Below are 20,347 nucleotides of genomic sequence, written 5' to 3' on the forward strand. Positions count from 1 at the left end.
AAGACGCCCATTCGTCCCGGGATCCCAGCCACCATGGAAAAAACCAGCGACAACAACGGTAAACAGAAAGTCCGCTCGGCCGAGGTTGGCACCGACATCCTCAAGGCTCTGGCCGAATTGTCGCCCTCGACTTCGCTGTCGCGCCTGGCCGAACACGTGCAGATGCCGGCGAGCAAGGTTCACCGCTATTTGCAGGCCTTGATCGCCAGTGGATTCGCCGAGCAGAACGCCGCCACCAACCATTACGGCCTTGGCCGCGAAGCCTTGCGCGTAGGGTTGGCGGCACTCAACAGTATGGACGTGCTGAAAGTCGCCACCCTGCCCCTGGCTGAATTGCGCGATGACTTGAACGAAACCTGTTTTCTGGCGGTGTGGGGCAATCAGGGCGCGACCGTGGTGCATATCGAACCGGCGGTGCGTGCGGTGACAGTGGTGACACAACTGGGCTCGGTGTTGCCGCTGCTCAGCTCCTCCACCGGACTGGTCTTCGGCGCTTACCTGCCTGCGCGTGAAACCGTGGACCTGCGCGATCAGGAATTGCAGAACAGCACCGCCCACGCCTTGGCCGACCAGCAGGCATACACGACGATGTGCGAACAGATCCGCCAACGGGGCCTGCATCATGTGCATGGATTGTTGATGCCCGGTGTGGATGCCTTGTCGGCGCCGGTGTTCAACGCGATGGGCAAGATTGCGGCAGTGCTGACGGTGGTGGGGCCGACGTCGCTGTTTCATGCTGACGAAAATGGCCCGGCGGCGCAGCGATTGCTTGCCGCGACCCGGGCCATCAGTTGGCGGATGGGATATGAACATCGCCCCCAGTCAAACCAGGAAGTCAGGAACAATATCGATCACTAGCCTGCTGATTTCTTGAGTTGTAACCTGTGTATGCACATGTTCATCTTTTGTACTGTAGGCGACCGAAAAAACGCCGATATGCTCGCCATGGTAAAACGGAATTTCATTGTGCTGCAGGTAGCCGTATAGATCTTCGGCCAGACTTCGGGAGTGTAGAACTTTGCGCTCACCGGAGTCGTCAATAAAACTGGTTATATACACTGCATTAATATCAACCTCGGGCATTCCATACTTTACTGCCCTATGAACCTCTTCAAAGCTCAATGATTTTACCGAGCGTTTGGAAAGATTGACTGAAGGTGCGCTGGTTAACACCCTGACGATCTGCACGACAAGATCTTCAAAACTCAACAAGTCCAGTCCCGCAACCCGATCTTTCGATGCGAATGAAAACTGTCGTTTGAAAACGCCATTGATGCCTTGTACGTAATTGGGCAGTTGTTCTTTTTCAACCCACTCCAGGGTCTCATCGAACAATGTCCTGGAGGACTCCACATCGTCATACAGTACGTCGACCAGCGTATTCAGGTAGGTGTTGAAAGGGCTGACACCAAATTTTTGAAGCTGCTCGGTCAAAAGCACCTCTACTGCAAAACCCGGGCGAGTTTTCTTCAAGGCAAGAATTCGTGGATCGCTATAAGAATAAAGACTGTTACTCATAAAAACTTCCTGTCATGTTATTCGGATCGAACTTCCTGTCGACCCGCTGGTTACTTGCATCTGACTTGCGTCACTGATTGAGCGCGAATCTACAGCAGACAGCCCACCCAACAACACAACGCACATGTATGCAATCGTTAAACAAAGATTCAGGATATTTAATCAACCGACAATCCCTATTGCCTTGGCCTTGGCTACCGCTTGCGTACGTCGTTCTACACCCAACTTGCTGTGAATTCTTCGGGCATGAGTTTTAACCGTATGCAATGAAATGAACAACTGTTCGGCGATTTGTTGATTGGAGTTACCCTGTGCAATAAGACCGAGTACTTCAAGTTCTCGAGAGCTCAGCAAACCTGCATCGGCCGCCAGTATGGCCTGCGGTACTTCTTCGCGCACACGACCGAGCAAATCCGCCTGGCGCAATCCCAATTCGCGCAGTGCCTGCTGCCCATTGCAACGGCTCACCAAAGCCAGGCCCGCCTCGAGTGCCGTCCTGGCCAACGCAGGCTCGCCAATCAGGTCGGCCACTTCGCAGATCACCAATTGCAACTCCGTTTCCAACGCCAGCATGGCATGCCGTTGCGCCTCTTCGAGCAATTCCTTGAGTCGATCCAGCGGGTCTTGCGCTTGATGCAGATAAGTCTGCGCCAGCACCAGTTGGTATTCGATTCGGGCAATCAATTGCAGCGTGGCCGGGGGTGCCTGGCGCGCACGGGGTCCACGGTAATGCCGCAAGACCCGGGTCAGCGCCTCCTGCGCCAACTCCGGGCGCCCTTGTTGCAACCAGAAATGACTGCTGATTTGCAGCAGCACGCCGCGATAAACCGTGTCGGGGATCTGTCGCTGCTGCATCAACCGCTCGGCCTCGCGCAGACGATCAAACGCAAGGGCATAGTCGCGTTGATTGGCCGCCATCTGCGCCTGCCCGAGAAAGCCGTACAACACGTGCTTGTCCTGACTGTGCAGGCAATCATCAAGGCCAGCCTGGAAACACTCACCGGCCAGTTCGTCTTGCCCCATGCACAGGGCCAGCCGCCCACGCCGCAAAGCGATTCGCCCCAACAGCGGCGTCGGTCGATCCGCCTGCCGACTGAGCATTTCATTGATGTCGGCCAACAACTGCCCGGCTCGCCGGGGTGCACCACGCTGCTCCAGCAACTGTGCATGATCGAGTTCCAGCAAACCCTCAAACAACAACGAGCCTTGTGCCCGCGCCAGGCACAGTGCGTCACGATTGTAGGCCTGGGCGCCGTCGAGGTCGGCATTGAGCAATGCCTGCTGGGTCAACCCGGACAGGCACAACAACCGCGCAGGCCACGCCTCGGCGGCCAGTTCGTCCAGTGCCTCGATAAAATGTGCCCGTGCGGCCGGCATGCGTCCCTGCAAATGCAGCAACCAACCTTGTTGCGCCTGCCAGCGCGCCAGCAGTTGCCGCTGCAAGGGCGCTGTCGGCTGCGGGGTGAATCGCGCCAGCTGCCCGATGCACGCGGCCGCCTGCTCGAAGCGCCCGGCAAATAGCAGGGCGGCGGTAATCAACCCCACCCGTTGCGGTGTCCCCAGGGTCAATTGCTCACCCAGGCGCTCATGCAGCTTGAGTAACAGGCTGACATTCTGACGCTTGAACAAATGCTCAAAGCTGAAGTGCTGCAACAGGCTGACCGCGACCTCGTGCTCCTGTGCCAGCAACGCCTGCTCGAACGCCCCCTGCCAGTCCTCTTTGGCGCTGAACCATTGGCAGGCGCGGCGATGCCAGGATCGTCCGGCCGTCGTCGGTTCTTCACGCATCGCCCGGGCCAGTGGCTCGAAGACCCGCAACCATTCGACGGAGTCTTCCCAGGGTTCAATGAAGCAGCCCATTTCCTGCAACGCGTGCAGCCACTGCGCGCCCTCACCCGTGCCGAAAAGATGCTCGCACAAGCTGGCGTTGAAGCGTGGCAGGTGAACCAACACCTGCCAGACCTCAACCAACTCCGGCGGCAGGGTGTTGAACAACTCGTGTTGCAGGTAATCGAGCAGCGTCGCCGAACGACCCTGCTCACCCGACCACGGACAACCATTGAGTAACGCGATCCGCACGCCAGCGCACCAGCCACCGCTGCGCTCAACCACCCTTGTGGCGGTTTGTGCAGCCAGGGTCGGCTCGACGTGAGCGAGCAACTGCACGACTTCTGCCTCGGTGAACGCCAGTGCCCGACCTTCGCACTCGTACAACTCATCATCCAGCAGCAGCCGTGGCCAGTTGCAGGGTGGTCGTCGACGGGAGCCCAGCCACCAGGTCAGCGCCGGACTGGCAACGGCCAACAGGCGATCGAGCATCCGATCGAGCTCCGGGTTGGGTGCGCGGCAATAGTCATCAAGAAACAGCCAGGTCGGCGTCTGCAATCGGGCCAGATGCGCCAGCAACCCGGGTTCATCCGCCGGGGGCAGGCCCAGCGCTTGCGTCAGGCGCAACAGAAAGTCGGCCGCACTCAACGACTCTCCCGCCAGCGGCAGCCAACAGACCCGATACTGCTCCGGCGCTCGCAGCAGGCATTCGGTGAGCAACGCACTCTTGCCACTACCGGCCGGTGCGCAAAGCAACTTCACCCGCGCAGTCGAGACCAGCATGGGCTCAATCAGCCGCTCGCGGGACAGATGATGGGACGACAGTCGGGGCAGGAAGCCAGAGCGGTCCGGACAGTGCGTCATTGCAGTCATTGTTGTGCGCCTTTTTTATAATTCTGGCGCCACCCTAGCCCCCTCCCGAGCGCTTGTTGAAGAAGTATTCAACACACTGATCGACCGCTATAAAAAAGGTGACCGTAAAGTCACCCTTTTGTGTAGGAGCCTGTAGGAAACCTACCGCACCCCCGTGCTACGCAAGGCTGCCGGCGTGTAGTCCCCCGCTTTTGCATCGATGTTGAATTCGAAGCTGCGCTTCTCTTCGTTCTTCATTCCCAAGGCGATATAACGACCGGCGATCAGGTCATACAGCGCTTCGACGGTGTAGGCCGGCACCTGGTGATCGTAGTAGAACTGGGCATGCCCCTCGGCGACGCGCCAGAGCTGACCACGCCCGTCGTAGTGGTCGGCCAGCGCCACTTGCCAGCTGTCTTCATCGATGTACATGTGGCGCTTGGCGTACACGTGCCGCTCATTCGGCTTGACCGTGGCGACGACTTCCCAGACCCGGTGCAACTCATAGCGGGTCAGGTCCTGATTGATGTGCCCGGCCTTGATCACATCGGTGTACTTGAGTTCCGGTGAATCGAGCTTGTAGCTGTTGTAGGGAATGTACATCTCCTTCTTGCCGACCAGTTTCCAGTCGTAGCGATCCGGTGCGCCGGAAAACATGTCGAAGTTGTCGGTGGTGCGCAGGCCGTCGGACGAGGTGCCTACGCCGTCATAAGCCACCTGTGGCGCACGCCGTACCCGACGCTGGCCAGCGTTATAGATCCAGGCCTTGCGCGGCTCCCTGACCTGGTCGAGCGTCTCGTGAACCAGCAACACGTTGCCCGCCAGCCGCGCTGGCGCAGTCACTTCCTGCTTGAAGTAGTTGAGGACGTTATCGTCGCTGCCCGGCTTCAGATCACCGAGCAACGACGGTACGGCGACTTCGTCCTTGAAGCGGATCACGGTGAAATCGCCATTGGACTGCGGGGTTGCCTGGGTGATGGTGCGGCGCAGATTACCGCCGTGGTAACGAGTGACGTGGTTCCAGATCACTTCCACGCCATTCTTTGGAATCGGGAATGCGTAGTAGCGATTGCCGGTGAAATTGGCCAGACCGTTACCGTCGTTGATCGGTGTTACGTTCAGTGCACTGCGCTTGGCCGACTCATAGATTTCTGCCGGTAACGCCACAGTGCGGTGGCTCGGGTAGACCGGAATCCTGTAGGTCTCGGGGTAGCGCTTGAACATCGCGATCTGGCCGTCGGAGAGCTTGTCCTTGTACTGGTCGACGGTGGCTGCGGTGATCACGAACAACGGCTTTTCGTTGGCGAAGGGGTTGGCGAGGAAACCTTTACTGTCCACTGCACCCGCATTTTTCGGGATGCCACCGGTCCAGGCCGGAATCGAGCCATCGGCATTGCCGGCCTTCTCGGCACCGAGCGGGGTAAGGCTGATGCCGAGTTTGCCGGCTTCCTCCGGCGACACTGCCGCCATCACATTGGCGGCCAGCAACCCGAGGGTCAGTGCACCCAATTGCAGAATCATCTTGCGCATTGAAATCATCCTTTTCAGCCAGATCAGAAATTCACGCCAAAACTCAACGCCACGAAGTCACGGTCGGTGAGAACGTTAAAGTCCCCACCGAAAAAATCGGTGTAACTGAGGCTCGCGGTATAGGTGTTGCGATAGTCCGCATCGACACCGAGGCTGACCGCCTTGGCGCCTTCGTTGAACAGACCGTTGGGGCCAAAGCCGGAGACATCGTGGGACCACGAGAGGTTGGGTCTGAAATTGATCCCGGCGATCAGGTTGTTGTAGTCGAGGATGGCCCTGGCGCGATAACCCCATGAAGTCGAGGTCACGAAACCATCGGTATTACCGCCGAAACCATACTGGCCATACACCGAGTCACGGCCGTAGCGCAGTTTGGTACGCGACTCCAGACCGCCAACCCGGACCACCGCCGCCTCGCCCACCAGGGTCAGGCGGTCCGCACCCGCGACCTGATCGATGAAGTGCGTCAGGGTGCTCTGCACCTGCGTCACTTCCTTGCGGCGATAGCCTTTGTTGTCGGCCCCGGGCGATGTCGCAATTGGCGATGCCGCGCCTCCGGCGATCGGGTTGAGCATGGCCAGTGTCAAGTCGTTGGTGTTGACCTGCACCGGCGCGTTGGGACGGTAGCTGATTTCGCCAGTCCACGCGGTGCCGGTGGACAACGTGGTGGAGAAACTTGCGCCGTAGAGGCGGATGTCCTCCGGGTATTCGAGGTAATACTGGCCGCGACCGAGCATCACACTCTGGGCGAGGCCTGAACCGCTGCCGGGGACGATCCGGTTGGCGGCGGCGACGATCCCTGGAATGCTCGCCAGTGTACTGAGGCCGGCGGTGGTGGTCCCGACGTTCGGGGTGCGGCTGTGGTAATTCAAGAAATACAGGCCGTACTCGGTGTCGTCCCCCAGCCAGCGCAACGCCGTACCCCACTGCCCGGAATCCCGGGCATCGCGGTCACCGCCACGGGGAACGATCACACCCTCCTTGCCGACTTCGAAGCCCTGGCCAAATGCAGCAGCGATCGGCTGCAACGGTGCAATGGCCGGACTGGCGACGGTGTAACCCTTGTTGCAGCCGTCCGCCACCACATCGACACCAAAGAAAGTGCCGCAGTTATCGACGACCGTCTGGTCCCATTCCAGTTGATAAAAGCCTTCCACAGTCAGCTTGTCTGTCAGGCCCTGGGAGGCAAACAGCATGTTGACCGGAATCAGGCCTTCCTTGATCTCGGCGCCAGGACGACGGAACGCGGACACGTCCACCGGGTTGATGCTGTTGATCGAGTTGCCGATGAAGGTACTCTCCCCCCAACTGACCACCTGCTTGCCCGCACGGACCGTACCGGGCAGATCGGCGATGGAGTAGTTGTGATAGACAAAGGCGTCGAGGATTTGCCCGCCAGAAGACTTGGCGCCCTCTTTGCGGTTGTGATCGCTGATGGGCTTGAACTCGCGGTCTTCATCCTTCAACTCGAAGTCGTACCAGTACTTGCCACGCACGAACACACCGGTGTCGCCGTACTTCAGTTCTAGGTCATGAATCCCCTTGAAGATTTTCGAAAAGGTTTCGCCCTTCTTGAAGTTCAGTCGCCCGTCGTCACCGGTTGAGGCCTGGCCGGAACCACCATTGACGATGCCCACCAGGGCGTTATCCGCATCACGCATGCCCCAGCTCGCGCCGACCGACAGCGAGGAGTCGAACGTTCCCTCGATTTCCCCGATGTTGAACGAAATGGCCTGCGCCTGGGCACAGCAACCCAAGGCGACCGCAGCCGCCAGCGCCTGCGGTGTGAAGATGGCGCGCATTGTTGTTTTTGTCATGCGTCTTCCCCGGTGAGTGACAGAAGGCCCCACCCTACTGCCCGGCATCGGGGTCGATAAGCGCACCAAGGAGGTATTCGTGGTGTACCTCTAAAGGATGACTGGCACCGGGGCATCATCCAGACGACGAGCAGACGCATGCGGACTGTTGTCCGGGCTGCAACAGTGCATGTCCGGAATTGGTATTTTTCCCACGACACCAAGGGCTTATTCTTGTCTGGCTCTCACGCAAAAGCCTGAAAGCCCCTCAGAAACGGCCCACGCCATGACTGACAGACTTCAGATGAATTGAACATTTCAGTTCGTCGCCCCGGGTACACCGACGTTGATTTGTAGCTCCTGGATCCAACGTCTTACTTTGGCCGCTGCGTTTGCAGCGGCCTTTTTTATGGGCGGTGGTTTTCAAGCGCAGGCACAAGCCTGGAGATGGCAGCACCTGGACAGGCCCTGCCGAAGACGCGTCGTCAAAGCGAATACTTGTGCAAATTGCCCATCATTTCCTTCAGCGCTTCGATGTTGTCCTTCGGATGCGCGGCGCCTTCGAAGTCGCAAATCTGCTGCCAGTGCGCGGCCACGTCTTCCGGGGAGAAACCCGCCCGTGGATCGAACCCGGCGCCGAGGCTGCGCTCCCAGCGGACCTTGCCCATCCAGCCGCCGCCGACCTCGAACAGGCCGGAGGTTTCCTGGCAGTTCTCGCTGGCCAGGTACACCACCAGCGGGCTGACCAGTTCCGGTTTGAGCTGTTCGAAGACTTGCGGCGGAATCAGGCCTTCGGTCATGCGCGTGCCGCCGGTGGGGGCGATGGCGTTGACCAGGATGTTGTTCTTGCGGCCTTCGATGGCCAGGGTGCGGGTCAGGCCATAGAGGCCAAGCTTGGCCATGCCATAGTTGGACTGGCCGAAGTTGCCATAGATACCCGAGGTCGACGCGGTGAAAATCACCCGGCCGTAGTTCTGTTCGCGCATGTGTGACCAGGCGGCACGAGTGACTTTGTAGGCACCTTCGACATGGACGCGGTAAACCAGGTCCCAGTCGGCGTCATCCATTTTGTGGAAGGTCTTGTCACGCAGGATCCCGGCGTTGTTGACCACTACGTCGACGCGACCGAAGACATCCAGGGCGTGCTGGACCAGTTTGTCACCGTCAGTGACCGAGTCATGGTTGGCTTCGGCGATACCGCCGGCCTCGCGAATTTCCGCTACCACGCGGTCGGCGGCCGAGGCGTTGGCGCCTTCGCCCTGGGCCGAACCGCCGAGATCGTTGACCAGCACCTTCGCGCCCTGTCTGGCGAACAGCAGTGCATGCGCCCGTCCCAGGCCGCCACCGGCACCGGTGATGATCACGACTTTATCTTCGAAGCGCACAGACTCATTCATGGGGGGGACTCCAGCAGGCCAAGGGACAATGAGTCCGAGTTTCAGGCACGGCGCAGCGGGTCACAATGAACACGGGGGAGGCTGAATGGTGTGCGATAAGGCTGGGGGATGATGATCGCGCCGGACAGGTTCAATGCTGCGAATCAGGAGCAGGCGACTTTGCGCGGCAGAGAAAGCAACTGATCGCGAAACGCCAGGTAGTGCTTGAGCACCTCGCCGGGAGCCTCGATTTGCGGGTAGTGGCCAATATCGGGCAACACGACCGTGTCCGCCTCCGGAATCAGCTCCCGGTAACGCTCGACCATGTGCACGCCGGAGACCGGGTCGACCCCGCCATCGATTACCCGCAGCGGCACTTCACCGCGTTGCATCGCGCTCACCCAGCGATTGCGCCAGACTCGTCGCTCCGGGATGTAGGCGATCAATTTGTGCATGATCCGTGGCCCGTGATGGCTTTCGATCAGGCTCCAGAAATCATCCATCTGGCTTTCACTGGGACGGGTTTGCGGACCGAAAATCTGCCGAAAGATTTTCATCAGGCCATCACGACTGAAGGCCCGGCCAATCATCCAGCCCAAAGGGCTGAGCAAGAGTTTTTGCATCAGTACCGGGCGGTGAGTTTCCGGAAACAATCCACCATTGAGAAACACGCAACTGGCCAGCTCCACCCGCGCTTCGTAGTGCCGGGCCAGCAGTTCCTGGGCCACACTGTCGCCGTAATCGTGGGCAAACAAATGCACTGGCTGATCAACATGCAGGTGTTCAAGCAATGCCTGTTGCAGGTCCGCTTGCTCCAGCAGGCTGTATTCATGATTGACCGGTTTGGCCGAATCGCCGAAGCCCAGCATGTCGCAAGCGATCACGCGAAAACGCTGGGTCAATGGCTGCCACAGATAATGCCAGTCCCAACTGGCGGACGGAAAGCCGTGAATGAGCAACAGCGGTTCACCCTGCCCGGCTGTCCAGTAACGGATGCTCTGGCCATGGAATTCGAACGTCTGGCTGCGTTTGCGCCAGACACACAGGGGGATCTCGGCGAGTACCATTAGAGTGTATAACCCGGGTCCAGTTTATCGAGTTTACGCAGCAGCGCCGGCCAGGCCAGCGCTCCGCCCATTCCTTGAGCACTTCGGGTGACTCCCGCAATCATGGCTTTGGCGCCGGCCAGAATCTGCGGTTCGATGGCGATCAGCTCAGCGGCACCGCTCTGCGCCATAACCTGAATATCGCAGGCACGCTGAAAGGTAAACATCATCAGGAACGTATCGGCGATGGTGCTGCCGCAAGTCAGCAGACCGTGGTTATGCAGCATCAGGAAATTGTTTTCACCGAGGTCGGCTTGCAGCCGCACTTTCTCATCATGGTTGAGCGCCACGCCTTCGTAGGCGTGGTAGGCCAGGCTGGAAAGCACGAACAACGACTGTTGGCTGATCGGCAAAACACCCTGCTTCTGCGCCGACACCGCAACCCCCGAGGCCGTGTGGGTGTGGAGCACGCAGACGACATCGTGACGGACTTCATGCACGGCGCTGTGGATGGTGTAACCCGCCGGATTGATTTCGTAAGGACTGTCCATCAGCTTGTTGCCGGCCTGATCCACCTTGACCAGACTCGACGCAGTCATTTCGTGAAACATCAACCCGAACGGGTTGATCAGGAAATCTTCGGTGCCGGGTACCTTGGCGGAGATATGAGTGAAGATCAGGTCATCCCAACCCTGTTGAGCGACCAGGCGATAACAGGCCGCCAGGTCGATGCGAGTCTGCCACTCGGCGGCACTGACCTGGTCTTTGACACTGTGCGGCGATTGGACGGAAGCGACAGTCACGGCAAGGAGCCTCGGTATTTTTATGATGGAGTGTTTCCTATGTTTACCGAGTCTAGTCAGCCCTTGAGGTTCGTGTAGTTGCATTGACAGCCAGCTTGATGGCCCAGCGAGTCAGTCACCCTGCTACCCTGGATCCATGTCAAATGACCGGCGCCCGCGATGGTCTGAAAGGCAAGTTTTACCGCACTGTCAGAACCCCGGCGAGCATGGGTGGCAGGAATAACGGTCAGGCGCGCAATGCGCTGATCAGCTCCGCCAGCCAAGGCTCGGCGTCCGTCTCGGGGGTCACGGTTTCGCTGGCATCCAGGCGCAGCATCGGCAGGACTTCGCGAATGCCCAGTTCATCGAACAATTCACGCATCTGCTCGCCGCCGCCACAAAAAGTATCGCCATAACTCGCATCGCCCAAACCGATCACCGCACCCGGCAAACCGCGCCAGGCCGCTGGCAATTGGTCACGAATGGCCGAATACAGCGGTTGCAGGTTGTCCGGCAGCTCGCCCATGCCGGTGGTCGAGGTCACCGCCAGAAAGGCTTCGGGGCCAAACGCCTGGATGTCGGCGAGGGTTGCACGCGGGTTGTGCCAGGTTTCGAAACCGGCGGCTTTCAACAGGCTGTCGGCGTGGCGGGCGACTTCTTCGGCCGTGCCGTACACCGAGCCGGAAATGATGGCGACTTTCATCAATCTGATCCTGAATCCGAGTCAAAGACCCGGATATTAACAGCACGGTCGTAATTGTTCTTTTAGAATGCAATCGACAATCAATCAGGAAAGGATACTCCGATGATTAATGCGCAACTGCTGCAAATGGCGATCAACGCCTCGAACGACGGCATCGTGATTGCCGAAAAGGAAGGCGATCAAGACAAAATCCTCATCTACGTCAACCCCGCGTTCGAACGCCTGACGGGTTACACCAGCGAAGAAATTCTCTATCAGGATTGCCGCTTCCTGCAGTCGGGGGACCGTGACCAGGAAGCCCTGCAGTTGATTCGCGATGCCTTGAACAGTGAAGGATCCTGCCGGGAAATATTGCGAAACTACCGCAAGGACGGCACACCGTTCTGGAATGAACTGTCCCTTTCAACGGTGAAAAATCCAACGGATGGGCAAACCTATTTTATCGGTGTGCAGAAAGACGTCACCGTGCAGGTCAAGGCGCAACAGCGCGTGGCACAGCTTGAGGTGCAGTTGGCTGAACTCCAGTCCGAGCTTGCTGCGCTCAAAGCGACGAACGGCATAAACCAAATCCTGAATTAATGGTCATTAATTACAATCACCAATGACTATGTACCTATATCTTTCGAGCTGGCCATGCAACGCGACGCACTCCTGACCCAGGATGAGCTGGATTTCATCCAGACCATGCAACACAACCCGCAGCTCAATGTGCGAGACGCGACGTCGAGCCTGCTCGTCAACGGTGGGTCGCAAATCCGTGACCTGCTCACCCGCCTGGCGGCCCATGAGCAGGTCACCATTCAAGCCAGTTTCGAAAACCAGCAATTGACTTTCCCGCTGCATCTGGTGGAAGACGAGTTCCATGCGCTGCATCTGCGTCTCGGCGTGCCCAGTATCTATGAGGACGGGCCGATGGTGCGGCCTTGGCGCCTGGTCCTGGACGAACCGGTAGCGCTGGAGAACGCCAAGGGGCAACCGGGCGCTCTGTGGGTGCACGAAGTATCGTGCAAAGGGGTCTTGCTGGAGGTACGCAACAAGACCAAGCCGCCGAAGCATTTCGCCTTGTGGTTCAGCCCCTCAGGCTATGAACGGATTGCCTTGCGCGGCACTTTCGAGAAAGAAAACGAACAGGGTTTCTACGCCTATCAGCTTAGCCAGAGCGATACAGACGAAACCGAACGCCTGCGCCAGTTCATCCTGCAACAGCATCGGCTGACGCATCCCGCGCTGCACCTCTGAACCTCAAGTATCCAGACTGCCCGCCAGGAACTGCTTCAGACGCTGGCTCATGACATCCCCTTCGTTACCCAGGCATCCGATCGACGACCCGGCCAGACTCTCCTGTGCCAGATCAGAAGCATCACCGGCCAGCAACAACTGACAATTGAGGCTTAAGGCCAGGCGACTTAAACGCCGGGGCAATTCGACAGCCGGTACATGATTGGAAAACAGCACCAGCGCCTGGGGTTTGATCTGTTCACAGACCAGGGTCAACTCATCGAACGGCTGACCAATGGGCAGCACTCGAATCCCCGTTTGCGGGTAGCCCAGAAACAGGGCGGCGATCAGTAATTCGAGTTCCCGGCAATGGCCAGCGAGGGCACTGATGACCACTCGCCGCGGCCGGGTATCGCGCATCAGCAGCAGGCGTTGCAACACCCGCGAACGCAGGAATCCATCAAGGAATACCCATTCGCTGATCCCGCCGAATTGATCCTGGCGTTGCAGCAATTGCCTCCATACCGGAAGCAGAATGTCTTGAAACACCACCGACAGGGAGTAGCTGGAAAAAACCTGTCCGTACACCTGCTCCAGCTGAACGTCGTCAAACACGCTGACGGCTACCCGGATCTGCCGTTGCCATTGCGCATAGTCGGCCAGCACGATGTCGTTGGGAATGATCTGGGACAGCACTTGAATTGGCGCCGCCCTGGCCAGCAACTTGCCGATCTTGCTGACGGCAACACCACGCTCGATCCAGCCGAGAATGCTGCGAACACGCTCGATATCGGACATCGAGTACAGGCGATGCCCACTTTCAGTGCGTATTGGAACAATCAGGCCATACCGTCGTTCCCAGGCTCGAAGCGTGATCGGGTTGACGCCTGTCAGGCGCGCGACCTCGCGAATCGGAAAGAGCTGTTCCTGTTCAAGGGAGATTGTCTGCGGTACACCTGAAGCTACGTCAGTAAGGACAGGCATCTAAGGTTGTACATCCATGTGCAGATGGGTCCTCATTCTAACTCCGCCACCCCATAGTGATTCAAGTTCATAATCGAAGAAAAACGCTCAAAGACGAAGCCGGCAGAATCAGGAATAATCCTTGCTTGTTTCAAGCCGCAGCCCGACACCCCGGCGCTGTGCCTGGCGAAGTTCCTACCCGGAGCGACGCAAATGTCTTACGGAGATATACAATGTCTACCTCTCCCGTCACGCTGATGGTCGCGCGTCGTGTTGCCAATGGTCGGTTTCAGGATCTGATCGCCTGGTTGCGCGAAGGCGAACAACTGGCCACCGACTTTCCCGGCTACCTCGGCTCTGGCGTACTCGCTCCGCCGCCCGGCGATGACGAGTTCCAGATTATCTTCCGCTTCGCCGACGAGCAGACCCTGCACGCCTGGGAGCACTCCGCCTCACGCAGCGCCTGGCTCGGACGCGGCAGCGATCTGTTCGCCCACCCGACAGAACATCGGGTCAGCGGCATCGAGGGCTGGTTCGGCACCGCCGGTCAACGCCCGCCGCGCTGGAAACAGGCCGTGGCAATCTGGCTGGCGTTCTTTCCGGTATCACTGTTGTTCAACTTTGTGCTGGAGCCGCTGCTCAGCGAGATGGCGCTGCTGCCCCGCGTGTTCATCAGTACCCTGTGCCTGACGCCGCTGATGGTCTATTTCTTCATTCCCCTGTCGACCCGCCTGCTGGCCAATTGGCTGAACAGCACGCCGGTACGCCGTTTGCCCCCCGAACCCGCCCCCCAAAACCACTGATAACCTTTGTGGGAGAGGGCTTGCTCGCGAAGACGGTGTGTCAGTCAACATTTGTTCCGGCTGACACAACGCTTTCGCGAGCAAGCCCGCTCCCACACAGGCCCGTTTTGCATAATAGGTAGAGCGCTGCCGTCGCTGGTATAGTTTTGCTCTCACCGCAACGCGAGCCGTTCATGACCACTTCCGCAGCCCCAATCCTCATTACCGGCGCCGGCCAGCGTGTCGGCCTGCACTGCGCCCGGCGATTGCTGGAAGATGGCCATCGTGTGATTTTCAGCTACCGCAGCGAGCGGCCCGGCGTACAAACCCTGCGCGATCTGGGTGCGACGGCGGTGTTCGCGGACTTCTCCAGCGAGGTCGGAATCCTCGCCTTCATCAGCGAGCTGCAAACCCACACCGACTGTTTACGGGCGATTGTCCACAACGCCTCCGAATGGCTGGCCGAAACACCGGACACCGACGCCGCAGCGTTCTCCCGCATGTTCAGCGTACACATGCTGGCGCCCTACCTGATCAACCTGCATTGCGCCGACCTGCTGCAACGTTCAAGCCCTGCCGACATCGTGCACATCAGCGATGATGTGACCCGTAAGGGCAGCAGCAAGCACATCGGTTATTGCGCCAGCAAAGCCGGGCTCGACAGCCTGACCCTGTCCTTCGCCGCCAGGTACGCGCCGGCCATCAAGGTCAACGGGATCGCGCCGGCCCTGCTACTGTTCAACCCTGAAGACGACGCGGCCTACCGCGCCAAGGTGCTGGCCAAATCCGCATTGGGCATCGAGCCCGGCTGCGAAGTGATCTACCAGAGCCTGCGTTATCTGCTCGACAACCCTTATGTCACCGGCACCACCCTGACCGTCAACGGCGGAAGGCACATCAAATAAGTGTCCCGCGAGGATTTTCCATGACGTTATCCCTGCCCCAGAATTATCGAGAGATCCTCATCGGCCTCGGTGAAAATCCAGACCGCGAAGGCCTGCTCGACACCCCGGTGCGCGCAGCCAAAGCCATGCAGTACCTTTGCCATGGTTACGAGCAAAGTGTCGAAGAGATCGTCAACGGCGCACTGTTCGCCTCAGACAACGATGAAATGGTGATCGTCGACAACATTGAGCTGTACTCGCTCTGTGAACATCACCTGTTGCCCTTCATCGGCAAGGCGCATGTGGCTTATATTCCAACCGGCAAGGTACTGGGCCTGTCGAAGATTGCGCGGCTGGTGGACATGTTCGCCCGGCGCCTGCAAATCCAGGAAAACCTCACCCGGCAAATCGCCGACGCAGTGCAACAGGTGACCGGCGCGGCCGGCGTCGCGGTGGTCATCGAGGCGCAGCACATGTGCATGATGATGCGCGGCGTCGAGAAACAGAACTCGACCATGAACACCTCGGTGATGCTCGGCGCCTTCCGCGAGTCGAGCAACACCCGCCAGGAGTTCCTGCAATTGATTGGACGGAGCAAGTAGCAATGCCACAACTTCAACCAGGCATGGCACGCATCCGGGTCAAAGACCTGTGCCTGCGTACCTTCATCGGCATCAATGAGGATGAGATCCTCAACAAGCAGGATGTGTTGATCAACCTGACCATTCTGTACGCGGCCCAGGAAGCGGTGCGTGACAACGACATCGACCACGCATTGAACTACCGCACGATCACCAAGGCGATCATCGCCCATGTGGAAGGCAACCGCTTTGCGCTGCTCGAACGCCTGACCCAGGAAATTCTCGACCTGGTGATGGCCAACGCCTCGGTGCTCTACGCCGAGGTCGAGGTCGACAAGCCCCACGCGCTGCGATTCGCCGAGTCGGTGTCGATTACGCTTGCAGCGAGTCGCTAGCTACAAGCTACAAGCGCCAAGCTGTAAACTTGCAGCCACCGCAATCCAACTTGCAGCTTGAAGCCTGTCGCTTGAAGCTGTCTCGCAGAGACCGCCATGACCGATCAACAACGCCTGGAACTCGAAGCCGCCGCCTTTCGCCGGCTGGTGGCCCACCTGGACAGCCGCAAGGATGTACAGAACATCGACCTGATGAACCTCTCGGGTTTCTGCCGCAACTGCCTGTCCAAGTGGTACAAGGCTGCGGCCGACGAGCGCCAGATCGAGGTCAGCCTCGATGAAGCCCGCGAAGTGGTTTACGGCATGCCGTACGCCGAATGGAAAGCCCAATATCAGCAGGAAGCCAACGCCGAACAGCAAGCGGCGTTCGCCAAAGGAAAACCCAATGAGTGATTTGAACACCCTGCGCGCCAGCCTCAACAGCGGCGAACACGCCTTCGCCGACACCCTGGCTTTCATCGCCGCCGGTTACGACTATCAGCCTCAGGCCTTCAACAATGGCGGCGTGGAAAACGCGGCCGGGCAGAACGAAGGTTCGTGCAAGACCCTGGGTCTGGCGCTGCTCGAAGGTTTGAGCGATGAAGAAGCCCTGCTGGCTTTCGGCGAGCATTACCGCTCGGTTGTTGCCACGCCTGAGGGCAGCGACCACGGTAATATCCGCGCATTGATGGCCCATGGTCTGGCGGGCGTGAAGTTCACCCAACAGCCACTGACCCGCCGCTGATTTAAATTGTAGGAGCGAGCCTGCTCGCGAAAAACCCAAGAGCACTGCTGGGCCTCCGGTTTACGCGTAATCGTTCACCACCATCGCGAGCAGGCTCGCTCCTACAGGTTCTGCATTCACGGCGCGGAACTGATCAGAAACACATCCTGACTTTTAAGATTGACCCGGCAACTTTATTTCGTTTGCCCCGTAACACCGCTCCCGGCTTAGATAAAAAGAAGTCCTCCTTCTTCCGAGTCGGTCATTCATGCGCAGCGAATCCATCAGCCAGTCGATCAACATCGTTCACCCTGTCACGCTCAGCCACGGTAAAAACGCCGAGGTCTGGGATACCGACGGCAAACGCTACATCGACTTTGTCGGCGGCATCGGTGTGTTGAACCTCGGCCATTGCCATCCGCGCATCGTCGAGGCCATTCGCGAACAAGCCACCCGACTGACCCACTATGCGTTCAACGCCGCGCCCCATGTGCCTTACCTCGAGCTGATGGATCGCCTGAGTGCGTTCATGCCGGTGGGATACCCGGTCAGCGGCATGCTCACCAACAGCGGCGCGGAAGCGGCGGAGAACGCCCTGAAGATCGTCCGTGGCGCCACCGGCCGCAGCGCGGTCATTGCCTTCGACGGCGCATTCCACGGCCGCACACTGGCCACGCTCAACCTCAATGGCAAAGTGGCGCCCTACAAACAGAAAATCGGCGTGCTGCCAGGGCCGGTGTTTCACCTGCCCTTCCCCAGCCAGGACAACGGCGTCACCTGCACCGAAGCCCTCAAAGCCATGGAACGCCTGTTCAGCGTCGAGATTGATGTCGAAGACATCGCCTGCTTTATCGTTGAACCGGTGCAGGGCGAAGCGGGCTTCCTGGCCATGGAAGTGGAATTCGCCCAGGCGCTGCGCAAGTTCTGCGACGACAAAGGCATTGTGCTGATCGCCGATGAAATCCAGTCCGGTTTCGGCCGCACCGGCCAGCGCTTCGCGTTCTCACGGCTGGGCATCGAACCGGATCTGATCCTGCTCGGCAAAAGCATCGCCGGCGGCGTGCCGCTGGGGGCGGTGGTCGGGCGCAAATCGCTGCTGGATAACCTGCCCAAGGGCGGACTCGGTGGCACCTATTCCGGCAATCCCATCGCCTGCGCAGCGGCACTGGCAACCCTCGATGAAATGACCGATGCCAATCTGCATGCCTGGGGCACACAACAGGAAGAAGCGATTGTCGGCCGCTATGAAACCTGGCGCGCGAACAACCTGACACCGTACCTGGGCCGCCTGACCGGCGTCGGTGCGATGCGCGGCATCGAGCTGATCAACGCTGATGGCTCGCCCGCCCCGGCACAATTGACCCAGCTGCTGGCTTTGGCGCGGGATGCGGGCCTGCTGCTGATGCCCAGTGGCAAATCGCGGCACATCATTCGCTTGCTGGCGCCGTTGACCATCGAGGCTGCGGTGCTGGAGGAAGGGCTGGATATTCTTGAAGCTTGCCTGGCAAAACTGGCGTGAGAGCGAAGTCCCACAAAGAGATTGAGGCCAGCACAACATTTGTGTGCGACATCAATTAAATGTGGGATCGGGCTTGCTCGCGAAAGCGGTGGATCAGCCAGCATTAATGTTGCATGACACACCGCCTTCGCGAGCAAGCCCGCTCCCACACTGGAATGTGCTCAGGCATAAAATTGTGGATCGAGTAGGAGGCGGATTTACATCCGCCGTCCTCTCACACCACCGTACGTACGGATCCGTATACGGCGGTTCAAGTTATGCGGTTAAGCCGGTTTATCGTATCCAGTACCGAGACTAGCCCAAGTTGGTCCCACAGCTTCTTCGGCAACGCCTGATTCATATGAGACGCCCCCGAACTCCACCATGGGCCGCGACCATTGAAGGCTGATTTGCAGGCGCGTGGCTCGCTAAGCCCCAAGCGCATCAAGTTGCACGCCCTCGTTGAGGGCTGCCTCCATTGGCGCCATACGGCGCAGCGCAGCTTTCGACGCACCCAACCATCCAACTCCTCAAGAGGCCTCTTGCTCTGACTCAGCTTGAAGTAGCCTGCCCAGCCACGCAGTACAGGGTTTATTCGCTCAATGACGATTGCCATCTTGCAACCCCGCGCTCCGCGCAGCAGGTCTCTGAGTCGGTCGCGCAGGCGACCCAGACTCATCGTTGCCACTCTTAGTCTCGGCTGTTGATGCCAGCTCATCCCATAGCCCAAGTAATCACACATCCACGACCCGGCTACTCGGCTCTTTTCCCGATTCAGTACCAGTTTCAGGCGCCGGCTCAGGAAGCGTTCAACGCCGGCCATCACCCGTGCGCCTGCCCGTTGGCTACGCACGTAAATGTTCGCGTCGTCGGCATAACGCACGAAACGATGGCCCCGCCGTTCCAGTTCGCGGTCGAGTTCGTTGAGCAAGATATTCGACAGCAACGGCGAGAGGGGGCCGCCTTGCGGCGCCCCTTCCTGCCGTCGACTGACGAGTCCACCGGACATCGTTCCCGCCTCGAGATAACGGCGGATCAGCGTGAGCACCCGCTTGTCTTCGATCTGACGCGCCGCGTAAACCATCAGGACATCGTGGTTAACCCGATCAAAGAACTTCTCCAGATCAAGTTCTACGCACCAGCGGTGGCCCGCTGCCACATGGCCGCGGGCAGTTTCGATGGCTTGGTGAGCGCTTCTGCCCGGACGAAAGCCGTAGCTGTAGTCCGAGAACAGCGGATCGAAGATCGGCGTGAGCTGCTGCAGCAGGGCCTGCTGGATCAGGCGATCCACGACGCTGGGGATGCCCAACTGGCGGGTTCCGCCTTTGGGTTTGGGGATGTCGACGGCGCGCACACCTTGCGGGTGATACTCACCGGCCAACAACCGAGCCTTGAGGATCGGCCAATACTGCTTCACGTAGCCCGCCAACTGGTCGACCGTCATGTCATCGGCACCCGGCGCGCCCTTGTTGCTGACTACGCGTTGATACGCACGCCTAAGGTTGGCGGGTGCAAGCACCCGCTCCATCAGCGTGTCCGGCTCCGCGCTCGTCCACGTCACAGACGCCGTCGATACCTGTGCGCTGTCAGCCGTCATCCTCGGATTCTGTCCAGGACTCGGAGTAACAGTCTTCTCTGGGAGAAATTTCTGCATTTCGGTATTCAACGAGACTCTGACGCCTACTGGCGGCATACCTTGTTCGGCCCTTGGTGGCGCGGTTAACCGCCACTTACTACGGCTTCGGCTGACTTCTGCACGCTCATCCCGTCGTCTCTCGACGCTCGGTAGCACAGTGGCAAACGTGCAGATCTCCCAGGGTAATTCGCGCGACCTTCCTGCTTATGCCTGTCAGATCTACGTCGCAGCGCTCCGTGCAAGTATTGGGCTTTGAG

At 59.1% G+C, this 20,347-nt stretch carries 20 protein-coding genes; 10 read left to right on the top strand and 10 right to left on the bottom strand.

Features of this window, described 5'->3' with window-relative positions; genetic code table 11:
* The first annotated feature begins 33 nt into the window (after nucleotides 1-33).
* A complete protein-coding gene (locus tag ABIA48_RS10365; protein ID WP_429488430.1) occupies nucleotides 34-858 on the top strand; it encodes an IclR family transcriptional regulator in 825 nt (274 codons plus the stop codon).
* Here the strand turns inward: ABIA48_RS10365 and ABIA48_RS10370 are convergent.
* The 8 genes from ABIA48_RS10370 to ABIA48_RS10405 all read right to left on the bottom strand — a co-directional run bounded on the left by ABIA48_RS10370 (nucleotide 823) and on the right by ABIA48_RS10405 (nucleotide 11,430).
* Nucleotides 823-1,518 (bottom strand): hypothetical protein, encoded by a 696-nt coding sequence (locus ABIA48_RS10370; RefSeq protein WP_429488432.1) that lies wholly within the window; start codon nucleotides 1,516-1,518, stop codon nucleotides 823-825. The two genes, ABIA48_RS10365 and ABIA48_RS10370, sit on opposite strands and share 36 nt — an antisense overlap.
* A gap of 162 nt (nucleotides 1,519-1,680) precedes the next feature.
* Nucleotides 1,681-4,218, bottom strand: a complete 2,538-nt coding sequence (locus tag ABIA48_RS10375; protein WP_429488433.1) for a LuxR C-terminal-related transcriptional regulator — start codon at nucleotides 4,216-4,218, stop codon at nucleotides 1,681-1,683.
* A gap of 141 nt (nucleotides 4,219-4,359) precedes the next feature.
* Nucleotides 4,360-5,727, bottom strand: coding sequence for a DUF1329 domain-containing protein (locus ABIA48_RS10380; protein ID WP_429488435.1), 1,368 nt, complete (start codon nucleotides 5,725-5,727; stop codon nucleotides 4,360-4,362).
* A gap of 23 nt (nucleotides 5,728-5,750) precedes the next feature.
* The gene (locus tag ABIA48_RS10385) at nucleotides 5,751-7,544 is read right to left on the bottom strand and encodes a DUF1302 domain-containing protein (protein WP_429488437.1); all 1,794 of its coding nucleotides are present in this window, start codon (nucleotides 7,542-7,544) and stop codon (nucleotides 5,751-5,753) included.
* A gap of 464 nt (nucleotides 7,545-8,008) precedes the next feature.
* Nucleotides 8,009-8,920 carry an SDR family oxidoreductase gene (locus ABIA48_RS10390; protein ID WP_429488439.1) on the bottom strand — a complete coding sequence of 304 codons (912 nt, stop codon included), beginning with the start codon at nucleotides 8,918-8,920 and terminating at the stop codon, nucleotides 8,009-8,011.
* A 143-nt stretch (nucleotides 8,921-9,063) separates the two neighbouring features.
* Nucleotides 9,064-9,966 (bottom strand): alpha/beta fold hydrolase, encoded by a 903-nt coding sequence (locus tag ABIA48_RS10395; protein WP_429488441.1) that lies wholly within the window; start codon nucleotides 9,964-9,966, stop codon nucleotides 9,064-9,066.
* Nucleotides 9,966-10,748: a class II aldolase/adducin family protein gene (locus tag ABIA48_RS10400; protein ID WP_429488443.1), complete on the bottom strand. Its 783-nt coding sequence runs from the start codon at nucleotides 10,746-10,748 to the stop codon at nucleotides 9,966-9,968. Before ABIA48_RS10400 ends, ABIA48_RS10395 begins: the two co-directional genes overlap by 1 nt.
* Before the next feature lie 226 nt (nucleotides 10,749-10,974).
* Entirely contained in the window at nucleotides 10,975-11,430 is a 456-nt protein-coding gene (locus ABIA48_RS10405; protein ID WP_429488445.1) for a flavodoxin, read from the bottom strand.
* A 102-nt stretch (nucleotides 11,431-11,532) separates the two neighbouring features.
* Here ABIA48_RS10405 and ABIA48_RS10410 point away from each other — a divergent pair, with 102 nt between their 5' ends.
* Together ABIA48_RS10410 and ABIA48_RS10415 are read left to right on the top strand one after the other, a co-directional pair.
* Nucleotides 11,533-12,009, top strand: coding sequence for a PAS domain-containing protein (locus ABIA48_RS10410; protein WP_429488447.1), 477 nt, complete (start codon nucleotides 11,533-11,535; stop codon nucleotides 12,007-12,009).
* A 54-nt stretch (nucleotides 12,010-12,063) separates the two neighbouring features.
* A complete protein-coding gene (locus ABIA48_RS10415) occupies nucleotides 12,064-12,669 on the top strand; it encodes a hypothetical protein (protein ID WP_429488449.1) in 606 nt (201 codons plus the stop codon).
* 3 nt (nucleotides 12,670-12,672) lie between these two features.
* Here the strand turns inward: ABIA48_RS10415 and ABIA48_RS10420 are convergent, their stop codons facing one another.
* Nucleotides 12,673-13,632 carry a MerR family transcriptional regulator gene (locus tag ABIA48_RS10420; RefSeq protein ID WP_429488451.1) on the bottom strand — a complete coding sequence of 320 codons (960 nt, stop codon included), beginning with the start codon at nucleotides 13,630-13,632 and terminating at the stop codon, nucleotides 12,673-12,675.
* A 212-nt stretch (nucleotides 13,633-13,844) separates the two neighbouring features.
* Between ABIA48_RS10420 and ABIA48_RS10425 the strand changes: the two genes are divergently transcribed.
* The 7 genes from ABIA48_RS10425 (at nucleotide 13,845) to ABIA48_RS10455 (ending at nucleotide 18,475) form a co-directional block, all read left to right on the top strand.
* Nucleotides 13,845-14,414 carry an antibiotic biosynthesis monooxygenase gene (locus tag ABIA48_RS10425; RefSeq protein ID WP_429488453.1) on the top strand — a complete coding sequence of 190 codons (570 nt, stop codon included), beginning with the start codon at nucleotides 13,845-13,847 and terminating at the stop codon, nucleotides 14,412-14,414.
* A 173-nt stretch (nucleotides 14,415-14,587) separates the two neighbouring features.
* Nucleotides 14,588-15,298, top strand: coding sequence for a dihydromonapterin reductase (folM, locus tag ABIA48_RS10430; RefSeq protein ID WP_429488455.1), 711 nt, complete (start codon nucleotides 14,588-14,590; stop codon nucleotides 15,296-15,298).
* 20 nt (nucleotides 15,299-15,318) lie between these two features.
* The gene (folE, locus tag ABIA48_RS10435) at nucleotides 15,319-15,879 is read left to right on the top strand and encodes a GTP cyclohydrolase I FolE (RefSeq protein WP_429488457.1); all 561 of its coding nucleotides are present in this window, start codon (nucleotides 15,319-15,321) and stop codon (nucleotides 15,877-15,879) included.
* Between the two features lie 2 nt (nucleotides 15,880-15,881).
* Nucleotides 15,882-16,253 carry a dihydroneopterin triphosphate 2'-epimerase gene (gene folX / locus ABIA48_RS10440; protein ID WP_007970304.1) on the top strand — a complete coding sequence of 124 codons (372 nt, stop codon included), beginning with the start codon at nucleotides 15,882-15,884 and terminating at the stop codon, nucleotides 16,251-16,253.
* Nucleotides 16,254-16,349: 96 nt separating this feature from the next.
* Nucleotides 16,350-16,646 carry a DUF1244 domain-containing protein gene (locus ABIA48_RS10445; protein WP_007986756.1) on the top strand — a complete coding sequence of 99 codons (297 nt, stop codon included), beginning with the start codon at nucleotides 16,350-16,352 and terminating at the stop codon, nucleotides 16,644-16,646.
* Nucleotides 16,639-16,977, top strand: a complete 339-nt coding sequence (locus tag ABIA48_RS10450; protein WP_429488460.1) for a HopJ type III effector protein — start codon at nucleotides 16,639-16,641, stop codon at nucleotides 16,975-16,977. The genes ABIA48_RS10445 and ABIA48_RS10450 overlap by 8 nt, the downstream gene beginning before the upstream one ends.
* Before the next feature lie 247 nt (nucleotides 16,978-17,224).
* Nucleotides 17,225-18,475, top strand: coding sequence for a 2-aminoadipate transaminase (locus tag ABIA48_RS10455; protein WP_429488462.1), 1,251 nt, complete (start codon nucleotides 17,225-17,227; stop codon nucleotides 18,473-18,475).
* A 250-nt stretch (nucleotides 18,476-18,725) separates the two neighbouring features.
* Here the strand turns inward: ABIA48_RS10455 and ltrA are convergent, their stop codons facing one another.
* A complete protein-coding gene (ltrA, locus tag ABIA48_RS10460) occupies nucleotides 18,726-20,147 on the bottom strand; it encodes a group II intron reverse transcriptase/maturase (RefSeq protein ID WP_429488464.1) in 1,422 nt (473 codons plus the stop codon).
* Between the last annotated feature and the right edge of the window lie 200 nt (nucleotides 20,148-20,347).

It is taken from the genome of Pseudomonas sp. S30_BP2TU TE3576, assembly GCF_050436025.1.
Lineage (GTDB): Bacteria > Pseudomonadota > Gammaproteobacteria > Pseudomonadales > Pseudomonadaceae > Aquipseudomonas.